Genomic DNA, 16,995 nt, shown 5'->3' with positions numbered 1-16,995 from the left:
AATCACTGTGACTACCGAATGTCAACAGTTCGCGCAGGTAAAATTTTTTATGCGAACCACTGCATATTCTCCGCTCTTCATTTTATTGCACAAGTATGCTGACCTTCAATAGCTATACCTAGAGGCCCGCCAATCGGAAGCTTTCTGATAGAGGCAACTCGAAAGAATGACGATGCTGCCATGGACCAAGAAAAAACTGCCCTTCGGATCGAGGGCAGTTTTTAGAGCCTTGCTATTTTAATGCGTGAGGCGTCTGAACATTTCTTTACGAGCGATAACATACTTCAGTTCTGCTTCCGACGCCTTGGACGAGACGCCTCACTGCGGCAGCCGCTTGAACTTCAGCTTTCCAGCCTCTCATCGTTTTGATGATGAAGCATTTTCAGTTTTTCCGGGGCCGGCATTGAAAATCGAATTGGCCAGCAACCGGTATTGATGCTGCGGATGATCGTTATTTGTTAAATCGTTAGCGAAAACAGTTAAGTTCTTGTTGTTATCTTTATACGTGAAGGCCATAATCTTTCCTTTGGCAGCATCATGTCCCGGCCACCAGCCTGCCTTGAAGAAGTGATCTTCATCAGAAATCACTGCGAGCACTTTTGCCGTTTTAGGAATAGCGGTAATATAAGAACCAGTGACTGTGTAGAAGTATTCCTGTTTATTGTAAGGGGCTGTAATGGCCTGATCTTGCATGACATTTGCCAAGAAGACGCCTTCGTATCTCTCCCATTCAGGTCCTTTAAAAGAAAATCCAGGTATCCACTTCTGAACATTCGTCATACCCATATTTCCAAACGCAATGTAAGGCTTTCCTTTATTAACATATTTAGAAGAGTCGAACGTATTGACAAGCACATCTGCGCCCAACTGTTCTGATGTGACGTTAAAGCCAAGATTTTTCAGTACATATGCCGCTTCACCTAGCGCTCCTACAGTAGAAGCCTTGAGAACTTTGCCGCTTGGTTTCTTATGGCTGAATCCGCTCACGTCAAGATAGTACTTGGAAGCCAATGGGGACAGGTCCTTGTAGGCAACCACGAAGTCGCCCGCTTGATAGCCTGATCCGCTCTTGTTGAGCATTGTAACGGTCTTGCCGGCTGCCAGTAACTCGTTGACTGCCTTTATCGCATCATTGTTTGTGTTCTGGATCAGAACATAAGCTGAGCGTTTTGGCATTTTAGTCCCCGGAAACGATACGGATGTGACTGGAGAAGTCTTGCCTTTGAACACCCCGAAATCGCGAATCACATAACGGTCAAATCCTCGCATATCATGGAAATTTTGAATGATTTCACCGGCTATTATTTCATAATCAGATACATCGATTCCATCTGACAAGACCAAGTTCGCGAGGCCGCGGTTTGCCTGGTGCATGTTTACAATAAATGATCCTGCCGGATATGTTTTTCCGTTAACGGTTACCGCTTTTATTGATCGTTCAACCTTTACGCCGTTGCGAAGGAAGTACTCAACCATCTTATAGGTTTCCAACACATTCTTTTGAATGTTTTTATCGACCGGCAGTACGTAGTATTCTGGGAAGAAGTTTTGATTGCCCTGCCGCGGACGGCCGATCTCTTCGTTTTTGGCGTTGACAAAGTAATGATCGACAGCACGATCATCGATATTGTCTACCCCGCGCTCGAATATTTTTAATTGGTTTAGGAACAGTTCTTTCTTCTTTCCAGCTACATATTTTGCAGCTGCCGCAGAACTGTAATACAGAGCTTTGGTAGACTCTTCATTCGACTCGGGCGTTTCCAGCGTGTGCCCCATCGCACCGTGATACATGGCGAATGCAGCGGTATATGCTGCAGATGCATCATCCCATCCCGAAGCCGTGCCTTTTGACACATAATTCGGATCTTCTGCAGTTTTCCGATGTTCTTCATAAGGGATGTGATAGTAGTTGTACTTTGTATTTGCAATCCCTGCCTCACCCATAGCCTTTGCCTGTTCCACCATGTGATCAATCAAAAGATCATACTCAACGTTCGGGTTATGAGGCGGAGTAGAGGGCTCAATCAGGAAATTGGAATCGAATCCGTGCATATCCAGAAAAGACAGCGGCGACCACTTCGCGATTTGTTCCGTTACGCTGCGCGTTTCAGGCTGGGTTTGATATGAATTATCCCGGTTCAAATCAAAATCCTCAGCATTAGAACGTGTTGTATGAACCCGGCCATCCGGATTGTCAGTATAAACGAACAGGAAGAAAACATTTTTCAATGCATCGTCTATATTCAAAGTTGTCTTGCTTTTCTTGCCATTCGGCAGGACTGTATCATACGTAATGCTCTTATCCAATGCCATTGACTTAAAGTAATTCATGATCGCGTCGACTCCAGGCGCTTCATTCGGATGAATATTGTTCAACCAAATCGGCACCTTATAGTCGCCAAATGCACCGGATTTAATGTCTGCCTGCAATTTCTTCGGGTCATTCAGCATGGCAGGGTGGGTCACCTTCTGATACTTATCGACAGAGGCTTTATCCTTGGCAAGTACCGTCAAATAGATATCACGGCCTTCGACCGATTTTCCAATGGAAGTCGTTTTGATATATCTGTTGTTTTTTTGCGCAGCTTTTGCTGTGACGGCATCGATCTCCGGTTTCAGCTCATCGTAAGTGCGGAAGCTGTCATATGGCGTCAATTTTACGGGTGCATGGGCAACCACTCGTCCGTTCGCTGTTGCCGCCAAATCATATGTGCCCATCAGAGATGCGTATAGCGGACGCTGCAATCGCGGCTCTGACAGGTTGTCTGTACCGTATGGAAGATCGAAGTTGATGTTAGCATGAACCTTGCCGTTGGTCACTTTTACATGGCTAACCGTAATGAAAGGTGCACCGGTGTAATCACGGTCCTTATATTTTTTCCATTGAGACAGCGGTTTGCCGTCATACGTCCAGCTTAAGCTCTTCACATCAACACCTTGCGGAAGCTTAAACGTAGCATGAAGCGTTCGTTTCTCTGTCATCGAAGCAACATTGTTGTCCAGTTTTAACTTCAGAGATTTTTTAGTCTTTACTTTTGTCTGCTGACCGGACGCCGTCCCCTTGGCAGTCTGCGCCATAGCAACGCCGGGGACTATCGCTCCAAGCAGCATCATAAACGATAAAACCAATATCAGGTAACACTTTGTGAACGATTTCTTAAACATAGAAAAATGCCATCCCCATTTCGTAATATTTTCAAATTGCAAACTTGATAAGAGAAAAGCCAATACAAGGGTGAGGGGTCCTAGCTGCATTTCATTGATGGATAACAAAAGCATGCAGAACTTTGGGTTCTACAACTTCCTTGCACTCTGATTCAGCATGAACTCATCCACCGCATATTCGGATATATTGCGGAATTCCCGATAGGCTAAAAGCCTGAAGGAGCTGCCTGCTCAGACGGTTCCTTCAGGCAAAATGTTGAGACCGCCTACCTCGGTGTCCTCGGTCCTGTGACGGGTCCCAAGGTGCTGAATGCCCTGTCATAGCGTCGCATCGCTGTCTCGAGCGGACCGTTAGGAAGCCGTGCAATCAGCCACCCTGTCACCGTCGCCACGGCCGCGACGAACAGATCACCGATTGGAATTGCCCCGATATCATACTTGGCCCCCGAGATTTCAAGAGCCCATATGACAACAAACTGAGCTGCATACATCGTCAACGCTACACGTCCGACTCCCGCGAACGGCTTTAACACGGTAGAAATCTTCTGCGGCACGAGACATACCAATCCTAGAACCAGAAAGGCAACCCCAAGCCCCAGCATCGTCTGGAAAGTTGACGCACTGTGCGGAGCGATCGAAAGAAGATTGTGCCAAAGCGGCGGTGCCACGTTGTGCGGCCAGATTGCATACTGATCCGGTTCGGCGCCGGCGGTGCCTTGAACACTTACGAGCCACTCTTCGAAGGAACGGCTCAGCCCTGGAAGAACGAAAGTGCCCAATAATTTAGAGACGGTAAGCATGACTGCGCCGCTGCTTACTAGCGAAAGTGCGGTACGCATCTTGGTCAGATCGAAGCGCCCGATTGCCATACCTGCGACGAAAGCGGGTGCAAGTGCGAGCGCGGACATCGGGCCGCCTGCAATATCACCAAGCAAGTTTGCTCCCGACAGGACACTGCCTCCGAGAATCATCAGCGGCGGGCTCACTGCAAGCAAAACAGCTGCTGTTGTAACGAGCACACGCGTCGAACGACGAATCAGCACCAACGCCAGCACAAACAGTGCAGCATAAGCGGGCAAAATCACCCCGAACGGAGTATTCAGCATAATGAGCAGATATCCTATCATATCGATAAATACTGCGCGGGCAAGCATCCGTGTCCGAAATGCAGCCGGCTCCATTCCTCGATCCATCATACGCCCGGCCATGATCGAATAGGAGATGCCGCCGCAAAGCACAAATAGAAGCGTCGTATTCCCGGAAACGATTGAACCGTTCGTTTCGTTCAAAGCGAAGTGCTGCAAATACATCCCGATGACCGCCAGCCCCCGAGCTGCATCAAGTGCCACAATACGCCCTGTCCCCCGCGCTTTTTCACGCTTGAACTTCTGACCTTCAGCCGAGTCCCGGGTGACAATTTCAACGAGCGCACCGTCCTGAAGCGGAGTTGATAAATCTACAAGCTTTCCGTTTAATTTACCTGCAACCACATTTTCCAGGCCACAGCTAATAGAAGCAGCGACATCTTCAATGCTTGCTTCCTCCTCAAATTCTCTGACGGACCCGTCAGGCAATTTAATGCGAATTGACAACTGTATTCCTCCTCAAAATGTTCCTTTGTCTATATTTGGATGAGATCTTGCTGTATTCAATATAGCTGGCGGATGTCGCTAAAGTTTGATCAACTTGTAAACAAAACGTAAAAAGGTGGATCGGAGGATTGGTACATATCATTGCATAAAGAAAAGCACCTTGCTGATGCATAAGGTGCTTCATTCTCACTAAATATGATCATTTGATTGGATGAATGTCAATGAAGGGATAGCTGTTTGAACGGTATGAATCATTTCACACTGTGCGCTGAATGAAGAGTGAGAGTGCGGACAACAATTGATCATTGTGTTTATGTTGGCGGCTTTCCGCTTTGTTGAGGAATAAACAAAAAGAGCGTCCCCTTTGTAAGGAACGCTCTTTCATCGTTTGGCAATACGATGTTTAGTGATACCGGTGGTCGGGGTCGAACATACCCTTTAGACCATTGATTTATCAAGGTTTTTGTTTACCTTTGTGCAAAATTTGCGCAAAAAAATTTCAGGAAGGTTTTTCTGCATTACGGATAGCCGTATATCGAATTATGTTATAATAAAATCACCAACATAAAAGGGAAGAAGAAAATGAGCATCAACAAAATCAGATAATAAGAACTTACTTTCGTATAATTAGGAAAAAGCGTAGTGAGAAGAGCTGCTGTAAACCAACTATTTAACAAGCTGTTCAAACGAGTCTATATTAAAACCCCCCTCATTTGTTTTAAAATGTAAATGTTCGTTTTAAAACAAGAGGGGGATTTTTTTATGAAGAACTTTATTTTTTTATTATCCATTTTTCTTTTATCCTTCACTTTATCCGCGTGCAGCAGTGAAAATACGTCTTCTGAAGAAAAAGAGACAAAGAACGCTGAGAGTGAAGACAATAACATCCAAACAAATAACGTTGAGAGTAGCCAAATAGCATTTAATTTCAGCCTTGAAGAGTTTGCACAGGCATATAATGAAAAAGCTGAGGAAATTGAAAACGATGAAGAAATGAATTCTCCTATTCTCAATCGAATTATTTTTGATGATATTGGGGATTTTGAATATGACGAAAATAAAAATATCTATACAAGAGAGCTAATAAGTGAAAGTGATGACTCTGGTGGCAGTTTTACTTTGAATGCATGGTATGATAACGATCAAAATTTCAACGGTTTAAATTTATCCACTTTTGGCTCAGATAATATGGCATCCGATATGGGTCTCTTTAATACACTCGTAGTTTTTCAAATTTTAGGAATTGATATTGGACATCTAAATGACCTTTTAAAAAGCGATCAAGATATGTTGGATATAGAAGATGGGGATTACTCTGTCCATCTGGCCAAACTTCCAGATACAGCAGTAATAATAAAAATCGAACCGAAATAAACCCTTCTTTTAATGAAGGGTTTTTAAAGGATTATTTTTCTTGTCGGAAACAGAACAAACGTCCCCTTATAATCATCTCAAGGAGATGAACACCATGAAGGATGACAACTTGAAAGATCGGGGATCAATCAAATGGACGGCTATGATGCTGCTCGAGCATGTCGGCCTGCTTCACGAGTTAGAAAGCAACCAGGACAAAGTAAAAAGGCCGGTTCTTGACATGTCTCAGATCGAGGATATGGAAATGATCATAAGTGAAGCAACGGAGTTTAATAATCCAGTTCAGTTTTCTGTATTTAAGCCGCTACCAATGCTTAACGGACCGGAAACCGGGAAGATTGTTCAAATAGAGGGCCATATCCATTACATAAACCAGCTGCGCAAGCTGTTCCATGTTGTGGATTCAAAAGGAGACACAAATTTTTTTATCAAATTTGAGGATGTTGTTAGTGTGAAATAAAATAAGCCCTCCTTTTAAAAAAGAGAGGGTGTTTGTCACTTTAATTCTAATTTTGATGTCGTTTATACACGTTCTAAATAAGCTTTGGTCGGAATAATACTCAAAGCTTTCCTTTAAAAAAGAGGTCTATTTAAAAACACCGAGCGAAACTAGAGTACTTATTATACCAATCGCAATTGCCACTAAACATGGAACAATTAAATTAATCCAAAACCTTGTGCGGTTGTGCACTTCTTCAACCTGTTTTTCAATATGCCCTATTTTAGTGTCTAAGTTGGTTAACTTCATATCTAATAGCTTTTGGTTTTGCTCTAATTTTTCTTCTATAGATTTTAATGATTTACTGTATAGATCTGTTATTCGATTTTCAATTTCCGATGTTCTTTTTTCGTAACGCTCTTCACGCTCTTTATTATCTTCTCTGTTTCTTGCTTCCCGTTCTCTAAGGTCTTCTTTTATTTCATTGAGGAAAAGTTCAATATTAGAATCGCCCATGGAAGATCCAACTCCTTTGCCCGAAGGAAGATTTTTGACAGGATCAATTTTTATTTTATGTTGGTCATCTTCAGATGGTATCATATTTCTAAATTTTATGGCGAAATTCCCGTCAATATAACCATCAACCCGTTGTTGGCTTAAAAATGCTTCTTGTACTTCCTCTGGTATATTTGTTTGACTATTCAGCTTAGACTGACCTTGATCGTCCAGTACTAATAGGTTATTTCTTCCCATTAAACTGCTCCTTTAAACTGTTTTGTCAATATAAACTGGAATTTCAATTGATTTTTGCTTTTCTCCATCTACAATAATTTCCAAAGTGTAAAAACCTTCTTTTTTAAAAACAATATTCGAGAAATTAATGCTTGCATCGCCGATGAGAATTTTATGCTCTGCCTCTCTTTCATTACGAGGTGTAGGACTCGCTTTGAGCACACCAGTATTAATGCAAACCTCATTGTCTGGATCCTTCATAATAATTTGCAACTGAGCAACTTCTTCTGATCGTTCAGTTTCTAAAATTTTCATCATAGAGAAGGCTAAGTTGAAAGAAAAATTACCTGGTATATTGACTGGTGAGATAATACTATAAGGATTTTTAATTATAAATTGATTTCCATCATTATAGACATTCTCACATATAACCACATAACCTATTTTAAACATCACTTAAATCTCCTTATCTGCATCTCTTGCTTATATTATAGTTGAAAAATCTAGAAATGTCTCTTTTTTCAGCCAAAAAACAAAGAGAATAATCATCACTTTCAATAATGATTCTAGTTTGCGACTCGGGAATAGTCATCATGCTTCTCTCGATTATTCCCCTGCTCTGCCATTCGAGATCATTTTCATGCCATCAAATTAGGAATAATCCCCCAAACCAAATGATTCATTTTCATGGATGATAAGGATTTATTCACCAATACCTTTCCGTAAAGTGGTAAACTCTATACTGATATGTCACTTTAGTATTAGAGGAGAATGCCATGAAGACTCTGGATGTTCCAGCGTTGCACAATGCAATTGATCAAACGCTCGAACAATTAAAACACCAATCAGAAGAATTCGCCAAAGTCAAAAAAGCCGTTGAGGGGATCACATCACTTGATGATGCTTTAAAAGGAAAAGGCGGCAACGCGATCCGCGCGTTTTATAAGGAATGCCACACCCCTTTTCTACAGTTCTATGATACTTTCATAGAGGAATACAGTTCTACGCTGAAGAAAATGAAAAGCGCACTGAATTCCTTGGAACCCAACCATAACGGATTTATTTCACAGTCCTTTCTTGAACACGAGCTGGAGAATGGCTTAAATGCGGCCGACCGCACAACAAAACATTTGGTTTCTAAGGCCAACGCGACAATCGCAAAAGTCAGTCATATCGTTGATTTACCGGATTTGAATGACAGCGGTTTTCATGAACAAAATCAGAAAGCGTTAAAGGAAATCAGCACGACTCTTGAAAAGCTGCATGCGTTTGACCGTGAGCAAACCAACGCCCTCAAAACGGCTGAAAACGATCTTGAGACGATGCAAAAATACATCGCGCGGCTCGAAAAGATGTATACCGGGCCGAAAATTGAAATAACTGGCTATCAAAAAGGCGCGATTTTAAAGCCGGATGAGATGGATACCTTAAGTGGAAATCAAGAAACAGCGATGGGTGCCATGCTGAAAAAAGTCGGAGACAAAGAAGATGCGGACATTAACACTCTCGCCGATCCAGATCGATTAAAAAAATTGGCGACACAAAAGGTTTCCAAGAAAGAGTACACCCAAGAGGAATTGAATGAACTGAAAAAAGATTATAGAGTATTTAACGATACGCTTTACCGGGCATACATAGATGGTGATACAATCGTCAAGATAGAACCCGCCTACACCCTTCCCGAGAATGTGGAAAAAAGCGACTTTGCTAAATATTTCGATACGGCGATGGAATTTACAGGTGTGTATGATGCAGTAAGAGCAGCGTTTGGATACGACCTTGCGACAGGCGAAATCGTTAAAGATAACGGTGATCGTTTGATGGCCGGATTGAGTGTTACCCCTATCGGAAAGGCATTTAAGTACGGAAAGCGCGGCTTCAAGTTATTTAAAGGTGAAGAGGCGGTAAAGAACGTTTCTAAGGTAGATAAAGCCCAGAAGAGTAAAGATACAGTTAAACCAGGGGACAGTAGTCCCCTGGCACCAGGTGGTGGATTAGCAGCTCATGAATCCAAAAGAGGCCACTTAATCAAAAGGCATGTTGGGAAAACTGACGAGGAGTTATCCCAACGTTTAAAAAAAGATCTTAAAATCACTGGATCATCTACTTTTAAAGATAGAGCTACAGCAGAAAAAGTCGCTAGTGAAGTATTGAAAGATCCCAAAAACATAAAAAAAGTAGAAAAGTGGTTATCAGACCCTAAAAGCAGGCCTACTCTTGCATTAAGATACAAAGGTAATGGAGATGTTCTTGGAAGAAGTATAGAAAGAGGCTCAAATACCGCAGAAGATGTTACGAATGCAAAAATAGTCTTGAAAAAGGGGAAAGATGGAGAGTATATTTTAACAGGATATCCAATAAAATAAAGGAGTTTCTATATGGAAGATAATTATGATATTTTTGAAGAGTTAAGTGATTTTTTGGATGGCACATTTCATCAGGATATGGGATCCCCAGAACAAGCACTGAATGAGTTTATTAGTGAATCCAGCAAAGAATGCTTGGCATTCACAATACAATTTTGTCAAGAGTTTTTAAATAATGACATATCTGATCAAGAGAAAGAAGACTTTATAAAATCGCACTGCGAAATTTATTTTCCTGCTATCGGATTAACTCCAATACAATGGTTAAAAAGTGTAATAGAGCAAATAAACGAAGCTATTTAAAAGACTTGAAAGGCCCACTTTTTTTACGAGAGGGCCTTTTTTATTACTTCAAGTAAGGATTCAAGTTTTGCCTTTGTCTTCGGCCCGTAAATGTTGTCGGCTTTCGCATATTGGTTCTTTACACCTCTAATACGCTTTTGGAGGACTCTAATTTGTGGGGTAGTCACAGAAAACACGGCCCTATGCTGGCAGGCGGGGCATTGAATATACCCAATTTCAACGCCATTCTCCCTTTTCTCCTCCCGCAATAAAACCCCATGAACCTCACCGCAATACTCGCATTTCGATTCCATCCAGATCATCTCCCTAAAATAAAAGCGCCCTCCCGTATGAGAAAGGCGCAAAATGATATAAAATAGATATCTTTTTTTAATATGATTATTTCAATTTTTCATTTTCTTAATTGTATCTTCTAGCTCTTTAATCTTTTTATCCTTTTGTCTATCGAGCTTCTTTTTTTGTGGAGAAAACATAATCATGACCCCCAACGCTGTTAAGGTAAAGAAATTCGTAAACTGATCCAAATTATCAAAGGTTTTATCAAATGGCAACTGTGGTGCCACAATCAGCGCAAAAATTGCAAGTAAGTATAAGATAACCCTTGTTCTTTTTTTCTCTTTACCCAAAAAATCAGTAAATGTAAAAAAACAAGCACAAACTGTAATTCCAAATAGAAAGTTACTTCCAGGCTTAATTATCCCAACTAGGCAAAAGAATCCTAGACATGCAATATTAAAGCCTAATGCTTCAATTATTTCCTGATTTTCATCCATAGAATAAATCACCCTAAATTTATTATCGGACGAAAAATAGAAGAATGTACAGTCTACGAAATATGCCGAAAGATTTTTTCATTCGAATTGGTAAAGCGCTTGGATATATTCTTTCTAAACCGGGCCCACACTCAGAGGCCCTCATTGGCCGCCAATCGTCTATTCTGAGATTTCACTGGACCTGGTTTTCCGAGAATATAAAATCAATTAATTGGTTTGTCTGATTTAAATATGTATAAAACACTAGATAAACAGAAAAAAAACCAACCAATAAACCATGTTGTTAAAAATGGATGATTATAAATAATTGACATTTTTCAACAACTCCCCTTCAAATTGTTATATAATTCTCTTAAAAGGAGGTGAGACTATGAAAATTGATATAACTCCAAAGTTTATTGATGAAGCAGCCACTCCCCTAGCAAAATCTGTTGGCAAAACCTTAGATTCCTTGTGGTCTTTGGTTTTTGGAGGGTTTGATTTTTATGTTGAAAAAGTTAATACTAAAAGAACCCATTCTCTTCAACTATTTAAAGAAGAATTAGAGAAAAAGGTTTCTTCCATACCGGAAGAAAATTTAGTAGAACCTCCTTTACATATAATAGGACCGACGATTGAAGCTTCAAAGTTTTATTTTGAGAGTGATGAATTAAGATCTATGTTTTCCAATTTAATTGCTGCTTCTATTGATTCCGAAACTATAAATAAAACTCATCCGGCTTTTGTTGATTGTATTAAACAACTATCACCTTTAGATGCAAAAAATTTAAGACTTTTCAAAAACAAAAGTAGCATTCTCCCAATAGCAAAATACAAATTATTAAAAGAAGATGGTTCTGGTGTCACTGTTCAAGATAATGTTTTTTTATCAAATGAGGAAGTGCAAAATATCGATTTAAATTCTGCTTCTTTAACTAATCTAAGTCGATTAGGATTAGTTCAAATCACATATGATACAAGTTTGACTGATATAAATGCATATGCACAGTTTGACAATGAACCAATTTTTAAAGATCTAAAATATACTTATGAAAAGGGTGAACACAGAAAATTCCAAAACCTTTCGATATTTGACAAAGTACAACTGAAGAAAGGCATTATTGAATTAACCCCTTTTGGTTCTAATTTTATTGATATCTGTATTTAATTATTTCGTAAAAAGCTACCTTACATCTCCGAGAGGACGCCAAGATGTAAGGTAGCAGAATAACAACCTTACTATTCCCCGATGCGGCTGCCGCAAGACTAGCGCTATCCAGGCTCAGATGTTCCTCTCGTTCGGCTTCATTCTTTATCGCCTTAATTATCCTGGATCAAGTAAAAAAAGACCTCCAAATGATAAATGGAAGTCGATTTTTCAATATTGACCTAATACCATATTAACAGTTTTAAAACAAAACAAAGTGCCATCATTGTGCCATTATTCTGCCATTCTCAATTCTTCATTGGAAAGTTCTTGACTTATTAATCGCCCATTTAAAGAAAACCCAACATCTCCATTACGTTTTATACCATTGGCTTCAGTCACTTTTGTAAAAATAGGTGTTAAAAGTATATTTTGAACATACTCTTTGTTAGAAGAATCACTATATTTTAGAGTTACTTTCAAACTAATATGTTTTTTCGTGTATGTAGCAAAATCTGTACAGATAAAATTTAGTAGATACAAAAAATAGAGAGGTAAATGTATTTTTGTAGGTTCATTGTTGTTATATTTCATAGGGTAAACACTCCCTATCCTTTCCATCATAGGTGTAATTAATATACTTCTGAATCTCTCTCCATCTTTTATACAAAAGTCTAAATGTAAGCCATCGCTATACTTTATTACATCAATTCTGAGATTATTTTCTTTGTTTACCCATATACTTTGAGGAAATAAATTTGCAAGCATCTCTTTAGTGTGTGTCGTGTCAAAAGTTACACTAACATTACGAGCAGTTGTATCAGAAATATTAAATAACTCTACAAAGAAGTCAGAAGCTCGATTTATTAAATGATTAGAATCACCATTATCCCATTGTGTAAAAAAATCATATCCTAGTTTTGCACTGAATTTTTTTGTTTGTAAATCTAAAACCGGTCTTTCTCTTTTGGTTATTTCTTTCTGAGAAATTTCGTTACTTTTTCTGGCTTCATCTGCAGCTGCACGCGATCCCCTTGCAGCAATTGCTGTTGCTATGGCAGCAATTACAGTTGCTATGGCAGAAATTATTGTCGCTACTGCTGAAAATGTCTCAAATTCCACCTGCATCACTCCTATTCTTTACTTATTATAACTCAAAATTCCATTTTACTTATCCACAATATCCACGAATTAACCATATCTTATATTGTGTCCAATTCACAGAAACGCTGAACCCTTTGCTCTGCAATGTTTTAAGCCATTTCTTCAAAATGAGTCGGACACTTTCTCATTATGGTTAGTTCGTTAAAATAGGCAGAAAAAAACTCATCCGTTTTGAAGACAGATGAGCCTATAAGCTGAATGAATCCATCGTTTGATCCATTGTATCTTGAGTGATCCCAATATATCGAAGCGTGACGTCCGGGCTGGAATGGTTAAATATCTCTTGCAGCAGAGCAACGTCCTTGAATTTTTTATAGTGCCAGTAACCAAACGTTTTCCTCATGGTGTGGGTACCGATGCCATCAAGCCCGACGTATTCCGCCGCCTCTTTCAATATATTGTATGCCGTGCTTCTGCTGATTGGTTTGTTAAGCCCTTCTCGGCTCTTAAACAAAAATTCCTGGTCATCCTTGTCTTTAATGTAATTAGCCAGGGCCTTTTTTAGGGCCTTATTTATTTGATTCGTTTCTGCTTGCCGGTTTTCTTCTCGCGTAAATCGATGTACATTCGTTTGGCGTCGCGGACTCTTAAACGAAGTAAATCGGATATACGCAAGCCTGAGTTTATGCCGGTAACGAAAAGCAGATAGTTTCTTTCACTCCGTTCTCTCAGGAATTTCTTTATATAATAAATCTGGTCCATATCCCGGATAGGCTGCACAAAATTCATTATGAAGCACTTCCCTTCACATACACTTCTTCTTTCAATGCAAAAGCCAGGTTGTAAAAAGCGCGCGACTTAATTCTGAAGTATGTGCGCGGGCTTAACCCAATTTCGTTGTAAACCTCATAATCAAAACGGTTATCTTGGGACATATATCGCATGATGATGATTTGCCGTTCATTGACAGGCAAACGGTTCACAGCCTTTTGCACTTTTGCAAGAAAGGCATTTCGTTTCTGTTCCATTTCAATTCTTTTAATAGCCGTATCTTCAGTAGATGAATGAAATGCGTTTGTTTTTGAAGGCGGCACAATGGTAAATCCCGCCGTGACTTTTGGCAGCAGATCATCTGGCACTTGCAAGAGAACCACCCTGTAATTATCCAGTATGGCTTCAATTTTCTTTTTCGTCGCTTCTCTATCGATTTCGGGTAATTGAAATAGCATAGTTTATTCCTCCTTTTATTTGCGCTTATAAGCGCCGCCTTTGCCTCGTTTAAGAATCTGCTTGTTTTGCCCCATAATCTCTCGCCAAAAGCGCTCAGAGTGCTCCTGCGTTTTTTCAGGGCGTTTTCTTTTGGTGGGTTTCATGTCTATTTCTCCTTTCGCTAGACCACAGCCGGGACAAATAAAAAACGGACACCAAACAAACAGCGTAAAAGCTGTAAGTTCAGTGTCCGCAGGCATTCCGTCTTGGACTTTTCTCAATTTTAATGGGTACTTTATATAGGTCCTCTAATTTCATTATAATTGTTTCAATACACAGCGTAGGCTCAGATTCGTTTCCCACTAAAATGACTTCCTTATTGATTGGATGCAATATATACCAAACTTGATTATTTTCATCCTCTATGAATACATTCTCAATGCCCCTTGCTGCACCCATAGTTGGAACAGCAGGCCGGTGTTCTAAACCCCTCGCGTTCAACATAAGTGATGCAGCGCGATCGATCTATGAAAGCCATATCAACCAGTGGATGCTCAGCTATCTGCCAGCATTCCCGACTCGGCTTAACTCTTTGAGTCTCGTCAGTGCTGATCCCTTTACAAAGAAGTACTACTTCTTTTATGATTTGCCTTAGCTTGTACCCAAGCAACAAGCGAATTTCCCTGTTTACAGGCTGTATTTTATATTCACTTGTACATTGCCGGCGCGCGATACCAATTTCACCGTTTGAATCCCGGATATAGAATGACGTACTAGCGAAATTGAGTATTTCAACCGACTACAATTCATGGATTAAGGCACACTCATGCAAGCGTGCTGCTTTATAGAAAGGTGTCAATTTATTATGTAAGTGAAAGGTTAGGACATGCTGATATAGAAACCACGTCAAATACATATGTTCACTTAATTAAAGAGCTTCGGGAAAGAGATGAAACTGAGACAGTAAACATTTTTGAAGATATGGCTGTTGAGGAAGTTGAAAAGCCTGAAGAAGTTGAGTATGTGTAAAGAATGTGCAAAACCATTTCAAATCATAACATTTTCTATCCAATTTAAAAGAGCTAAGGATACCGGTGGTCGGGGTCGAACCGACACTCCCGAAGGAACACGATTTTGAGTCGTGCTGATTCTATCGGAAAGCCCTAGCCCGCGGTATATTCGATATAATAAGCCATTACGGTCTAGCATAACGTTAAATTCACATTTTAGATATAGCATAGTACAGCATTCAAGTTACCAAGACGACTGAAATCATAAAAAAGACGGCTGTAATAGCCGCCTTCTTACTGTTGTATTTTTTGTTTTATGAGCCCGCTCCTCTTGAGGCAAGTAATGTTACTGAGTCTGCTGTTTGGACACTTTCTGCGAGGAAGTCTGCTGCGCTGGTTAAAACGAGCCCAAGCGATGCAGTAAGGAAAGCAGTTACAATAAGTTTTTTCATTTAAAGAACCTCCTTTCCTGTTAGTTTACTTGATTTTATTGCTTTTTCCAAGAAGTATGTGGAATATTTGTAATTATTTAATGAACTGTAGACGTTGGCCACATCCTCAGCAAGCGCCTCAATGTCTACGTATGCCTCCCTCTCCTCGAGCATTTCGATAAACTCTTTTACTTGCGGTACACCTTCGAGGGGAGCGCTATAGCATATATTTAGAATCGAGAATTTGAGCGAAAAGTTGATATTATTTGTTTTCTGAGCAAACTCAAAACCAAGATGAACCCACTTAAGCGCCTTATCAACCTCACCTATCTTATAAGTTGACCTAGCTGACTCGTATATGCACTGCATGTACATAATAGGCGCATTTTTTTCGATGTCATCCGTTTTAAATGAGAGGTCGAAATACTCGAGTGCTTCTTCGTGTTTGTCCTCTTGAATTTTTAAAAAGCCGAGATCATAGTAGACAGCCGCCAGCAGATGATTATCGCCCATCTTGATCAGTCTTTCTGCGCAACTCTTAAGCATATTTTCAGCTCTTGTTAAACGTCCGTCGTCTATATAATTGAGTGCGAGCAGCACCGTACAGTTTATCGACTGTGTCTTATATTCTTCATAAGCCCTATAGATGCTCTTCGCGATTGAAAGATGATGAAAAGAAAGTAGAGTTGTTTTCGTAAAATAATAGAGGTTTCCAAGTTTATAATGAAACTCGGCCTTTTCGATTTCATCTTCGACATTATCGAGCTGCCGCTCGGCAACTCTAAAACAATTAAGCGCTTTAGAGTAGTTGCTCCTCGCACTTTCATACATTCCTTTAAAGAGAAAGTAATAGTATCTTAACAAACCGTCTGTCTTCGCCTTATCCTCAGTAAAAGGCGGAAGCTGCGGCTCCCCCGCGACATCTTCCATTAATACTCTGAACCTGTAATCAAGTAGATTAAAGTAAAGCAAAACGTCCTGATCTTCTTCCATTACGTTTAAAAGGCCTTTTATTCTGTCCCTAAGTTCTACGGCATTTGAGACATCTCTCTTTTTTATGTGAACATACCACTGATTGATGAGATTGGCTACGTTCACCGAGGCTACTGTTTTCATTGTCAAACCTCCCACACTTTACTGCCTCTATCGCTATGAGAACATTTTACAGAAAGTTACCAATCTTTGCAAAGAAATTTGTATCAATAATTTACTTTTCGCCCTATAAATGGCTAATAAAAAGTAAGGCCATGCTAATTAACTGTGCGAATACCGCCCGATAGAAGTTACGGCCAAACTTATCCGCCCTCTTCTCGAATGTTTCTTATTTCAATGACAGGCTTTCTATCGAGAGTAATAAACAGCGCGTCTGTC

17 protein-coding genes and 1 pseudogene are annotated in these 16,995 nt (G+C 40.1%); 6 read left to right on the top strand and 12 right to left on the bottom strand.

Annotated elements, in window-relative coordinates:
• Nucleotides 1-357 precede the first annotated feature (357 nt).
• Together MKX80_RS05005 and MKX80_RS05000 are read right to left on the bottom strand one after the other, a co-directional pair.
• Nucleotides 358-3,165 carry a M14 family metallopeptidase gene (locus MKX80_RS05005; protein ID WP_268342973.1) on the bottom strand — a complete coding sequence of 936 codons (2,808 nt, stop codon included), beginning with the start codon at nucleotides 3,163-3,165 and terminating at the stop codon, nucleotides 358-360.
• Between the two features lie 266 nt (nucleotides 3,166-3,431).
• On the bottom strand, nucleotides 3,432-4,757 hold the full coding sequence (locus tag MKX80_RS05000; RefSeq protein WP_268342974.1) for a TGS domain-containing protein: 1,326 nt from the start codon (nucleotides 4,755-4,757) through the stop codon (nucleotides 3,432-3,434).
• A 762-nt stretch (nucleotides 4,758-5,519) separates the two neighbouring features.
• Here MKX80_RS05000 and MKX80_RS04995 point away from each other — a divergent pair.
• Together MKX80_RS04995 and MKX80_RS04990 are read left to right on the top strand one after the other, a co-directional pair.
• On the top strand, nucleotides 5,520-6,131 hold the full coding sequence (locus MKX80_RS04995) for a hypothetical protein (RefSeq protein ID WP_268337551.1): 612 nt from the start codon (nucleotides 5,520-5,522) through the stop codon (nucleotides 6,129-6,131).
• A gap of 94 nt (nucleotides 6,132-6,225) precedes the next feature.
• Complete coding sequence (locus MKX80_RS04990) at nucleotides 6,226-6,591, top strand: YolD-like family protein (RefSeq protein ID WP_339228066.1); 366 nt, start codon at nucleotides 6,226-6,228, stop codon at nucleotides 6,589-6,591.
• Between the two features lie 126 nt (nucleotides 6,592-6,717).
• On the opposite strand, the gene MKX80_RS04985 is transcribed toward MKX80_RS04990, so the two are convergent.
• Together MKX80_RS04985 and MKX80_RS04980 are read right to left on the bottom strand one after the other, a co-directional pair.
• A complete protein-coding gene (locus tag MKX80_RS04985) occupies nucleotides 6,718-7,323 on the bottom strand; it encodes a hypothetical protein (protein ID WP_095289828.1) in 606 nt (201 codons plus the stop codon).
• A gap of 12 nt (nucleotides 7,324-7,335) precedes the next feature.
• Entirely contained in the window at nucleotides 7,336-7,755 is a 420-nt protein-coding gene (locus MKX80_RS04980; RefSeq protein ID WP_095289825.1) for a hypothetical protein, read from the bottom strand.
• Between the two features lie 323 nt (nucleotides 7,756-8,078).
• On the opposite strand from MKX80_RS04980, the gene MKX80_RS04975 reads away from it, so the two are divergent.
• The gene (locus MKX80_RS04975) at nucleotides 8,079-9,668 is read left to right on the top strand and encodes a T7SS effector LXG polymorphic toxin (RefSeq protein ID WP_268343158.1); all 1,590 of its coding nucleotides are present in this window, start codon (nucleotides 8,079-8,081) and stop codon (nucleotides 9,666-9,668) included.
• A gap of 12 nt (nucleotides 9,669-9,680) precedes the next feature.
• Nucleotides 9,681-9,971 (top strand): contact-dependent growth inhibition system immunity protein, encoded by a 291-nt coding sequence (locus MKX80_RS04970; RefSeq protein WP_268304875.1) that lies wholly within the window; start codon nucleotides 9,681-9,683, stop codon nucleotides 9,969-9,971.
• Nucleotides 9,972-9,994: 23 nt separating this feature from the next.
• On the opposite strand, the gene MKX80_RS04965 is transcribed toward MKX80_RS04970, so the two are convergent.
• Together MKX80_RS04965 and MKX80_RS04960 are read right to left on the bottom strand one after the other, a co-directional pair.
• The gene (locus MKX80_RS04965) at nucleotides 9,995-10,264 is read right to left on the bottom strand and encodes a hypothetical protein (protein WP_268304876.1); all 270 of its coding nucleotides are present in this window, start codon (nucleotides 10,262-10,264) and stop codon (nucleotides 9,995-9,997) included.
• Between the two features lie 90 nt (nucleotides 10,265-10,354).
• The gene (locus MKX80_RS04960; RefSeq protein WP_268304877.1) at nucleotides 10,355-10,744 is read right to left on the bottom strand and encodes a hypothetical protein; all 390 of its coding nucleotides are present in this window, start codon (nucleotides 10,742-10,744) and stop codon (nucleotides 10,355-10,357) included.
• A 370-nt stretch (nucleotides 10,745-11,114) separates the two neighbouring features.
• On the opposite strand from MKX80_RS04960, the gene MKX80_RS04955 reads away from it, so the two are divergent.
• The gene (locus tag MKX80_RS04955; protein ID WP_268403542.1) at nucleotides 11,115-11,891 is read left to right on the top strand and encodes a DUF4393 domain-containing protein; all 777 of its coding nucleotides are present in this window, start codon (nucleotides 11,115-11,117) and stop codon (nucleotides 11,889-11,891) included.
• A gap of 273 nt (nucleotides 11,892-12,164) precedes the next feature.
• Here the strand turns inward: MKX80_RS04955 and MKX80_RS04950 are convergent, their stop codons facing one another.
• From MKX80_RS04950 to MKX80_RS04935, 4 genes and pseudogenes are all read right to left on the bottom strand, one after another.
• Nucleotides 12,165-12,992 carry a hypothetical protein gene (locus MKX80_RS04950; protein WP_268304879.1) on the bottom strand — a complete coding sequence of 276 codons (828 nt, stop codon included), beginning with the start codon at nucleotides 12,990-12,992 and terminating at the stop codon, nucleotides 12,165-12,167.
• A 229-nt stretch (nucleotides 12,993-13,221) separates the two neighbouring features.
• A pseudogene (locus MKX80_RS04945) lies at nucleotides 13,222-13,763 on the bottom strand (site-specific integrase).
• A complete protein-coding gene (locus MKX80_RS04940) occupies nucleotides 13,763-14,203 on the bottom strand; it encodes an ArpU family phage packaging/lysis transcriptional regulator (protein ID WP_265625730.1) in 441 nt (146 codons plus the stop codon). Before MKX80_RS04940 ends, MKX80_RS04945 begins: the two are co-directional and overlap by 1 nt.
• A 15-nt stretch (nucleotides 14,204-14,218) precedes the next feature.
• Complete coding sequence (locus MKX80_RS04935; RefSeq protein ID WP_087654055.1) at nucleotides 14,219-14,347, bottom strand: hypothetical protein; 129 nt, start codon at nucleotides 14,345-14,347, stop codon at nucleotides 14,219-14,221.
• Nucleotides 14,348-15,017: 670 nt separating this feature from the next.
• On the opposite strand from MKX80_RS04935, the gene MKX80_RS04930 reads away from it, so the two are divergent.
• Nucleotides 15,018-15,212: a hypothetical protein gene (locus MKX80_RS04930; RefSeq protein ID WP_326849704.1), complete on the top strand. Its 195-nt coding sequence runs from the start codon at nucleotides 15,018-15,020 to the stop codon at nucleotides 15,210-15,212.
• A 295-nt stretch (nucleotides 15,213-15,507) separates the two neighbouring features.
• Here the strand turns inward: MKX80_RS04930 and MKX80_RS04925 are convergent, their stop codons facing one another.
• A complete protein-coding gene (locus MKX80_RS04925) occupies nucleotides 15,508-15,645 on the bottom strand; it encodes a hypothetical protein (protein WP_268304883.1) in 138 nt (45 codons plus the stop codon).
• Nucleotides 15,646-16,740 (bottom strand): Rap family tetratricopeptide repeat protein, encoded by a 1,095-nt coding sequence (locus MKX80_RS04920; protein ID WP_076788589.1) that lies wholly within the window; start codon nucleotides 16,738-16,740, stop codon nucleotides 15,646-15,648.
• Nucleotides 16,741-16,995 lie beyond the last annotated feature (255 nt).

The organism is Bacillus sp. FSL K6-0972, from assembly GCF_037976035.1.
GTDB classification, from domain to species: Bacteria; Bacillota; Bacilli; order Bacillales; family Bacillaceae; genus Bacillus; species Bacillus haynesii.
Note: the sequence above shows the minus strand (reverse complement) of the source record. Positions and strands in the feature narration are given on the sequence as shown.

Coding starts and splice junctions, on each gene's coding strand:
- MKX80_RS05005 (WP_268342973.1), bottom strand. CDS start 3,165: ATGTTTAAGAAATCGTTCACAAAGTGTTACCTGATATTGGTTTTATCG.
- MKX80_RS04995 (WP_268337551.1), top strand. CDS start 5,520: ATGAAGAACTTTATTTTTTTATTATCCATTTTTCTTTTATCCTTCACT.
- MKX80_RS04990 (WP_339228066.1), top strand. CDS start 6,226: ATGAAGGATGACAACTTGAAAGATCGGGGATCAATCAAATGGACGGCT.
- MKX80_RS04985 (WP_095289828.1), bottom strand. CDS start 7,323: ATGGGAAGAAATAACCTATTAGTACTGGACGATCAAGGTCAGTCTAAG.
- MKX80_RS04980 (WP_095289825.1), bottom strand. CDS start 7,755: ATGTTTAAAATAGGTTATGTGGTTATATGTGAGAATGTCTATAATGAT.
- MKX80_RS04975 (WP_268343158.1), top strand. CDS start 8,079: ATGAAGACTCTGGATGTTCCAGCGTTGCACAATGCAATTGATCAAACG.
- MKX80_RS04970 (WP_268304875.1), top strand. CDS start 9,681: ATGGAAGATAATTATGATATTTTTGAAGAGTTAAGTGATTTTTTGGAT.
- MKX80_RS04965 (WP_268304876.1), bottom strand. CDS start 10,264: ATGGAATCGAAATGCGAGTATTGCGGTGAGGTTCATGGGGTTTTATTG.
- MKX80_RS04960 (WP_268304877.1), bottom strand. CDS start 10,744: ATGGATGAAAATCAGGAAATAATTGAAGCATTAGGCTTTAATATTGCA.
- MKX80_RS04955 (WP_268403542.1), top strand. CDS start 11,115: ATGAAAATTGATATAACTCCAAAGTTTATTGATGAAGCAGCCACTCCC.
- MKX80_RS04940 (WP_265625730.1), bottom strand. CDS start 14,203: ATGCTATTTCAATTACCCGAAATCGATAGAGAAGCGACGAAAAAGAAA.
- MKX80_RS04935 (WP_087654055.1), bottom strand. CDS start 14,347: ATGAAACCCACCAAAAGAAAACGCCCTGAAAAAACGCAGGAGCACTCT.
- MKX80_RS04925 (WP_268304883.1), bottom strand. CDS start 15,645: ATGAAAAAACTTATTGTAACTGCTTTCCTTACTGCATCGCTTGGGCTC.
- MKX80_RS04920 (WP_076788589.1), bottom strand. CDS start 16,740: ATGAAAACAGTAGCCTCGGTGAACGTAGCCAATCTCATCAATCAGTGG.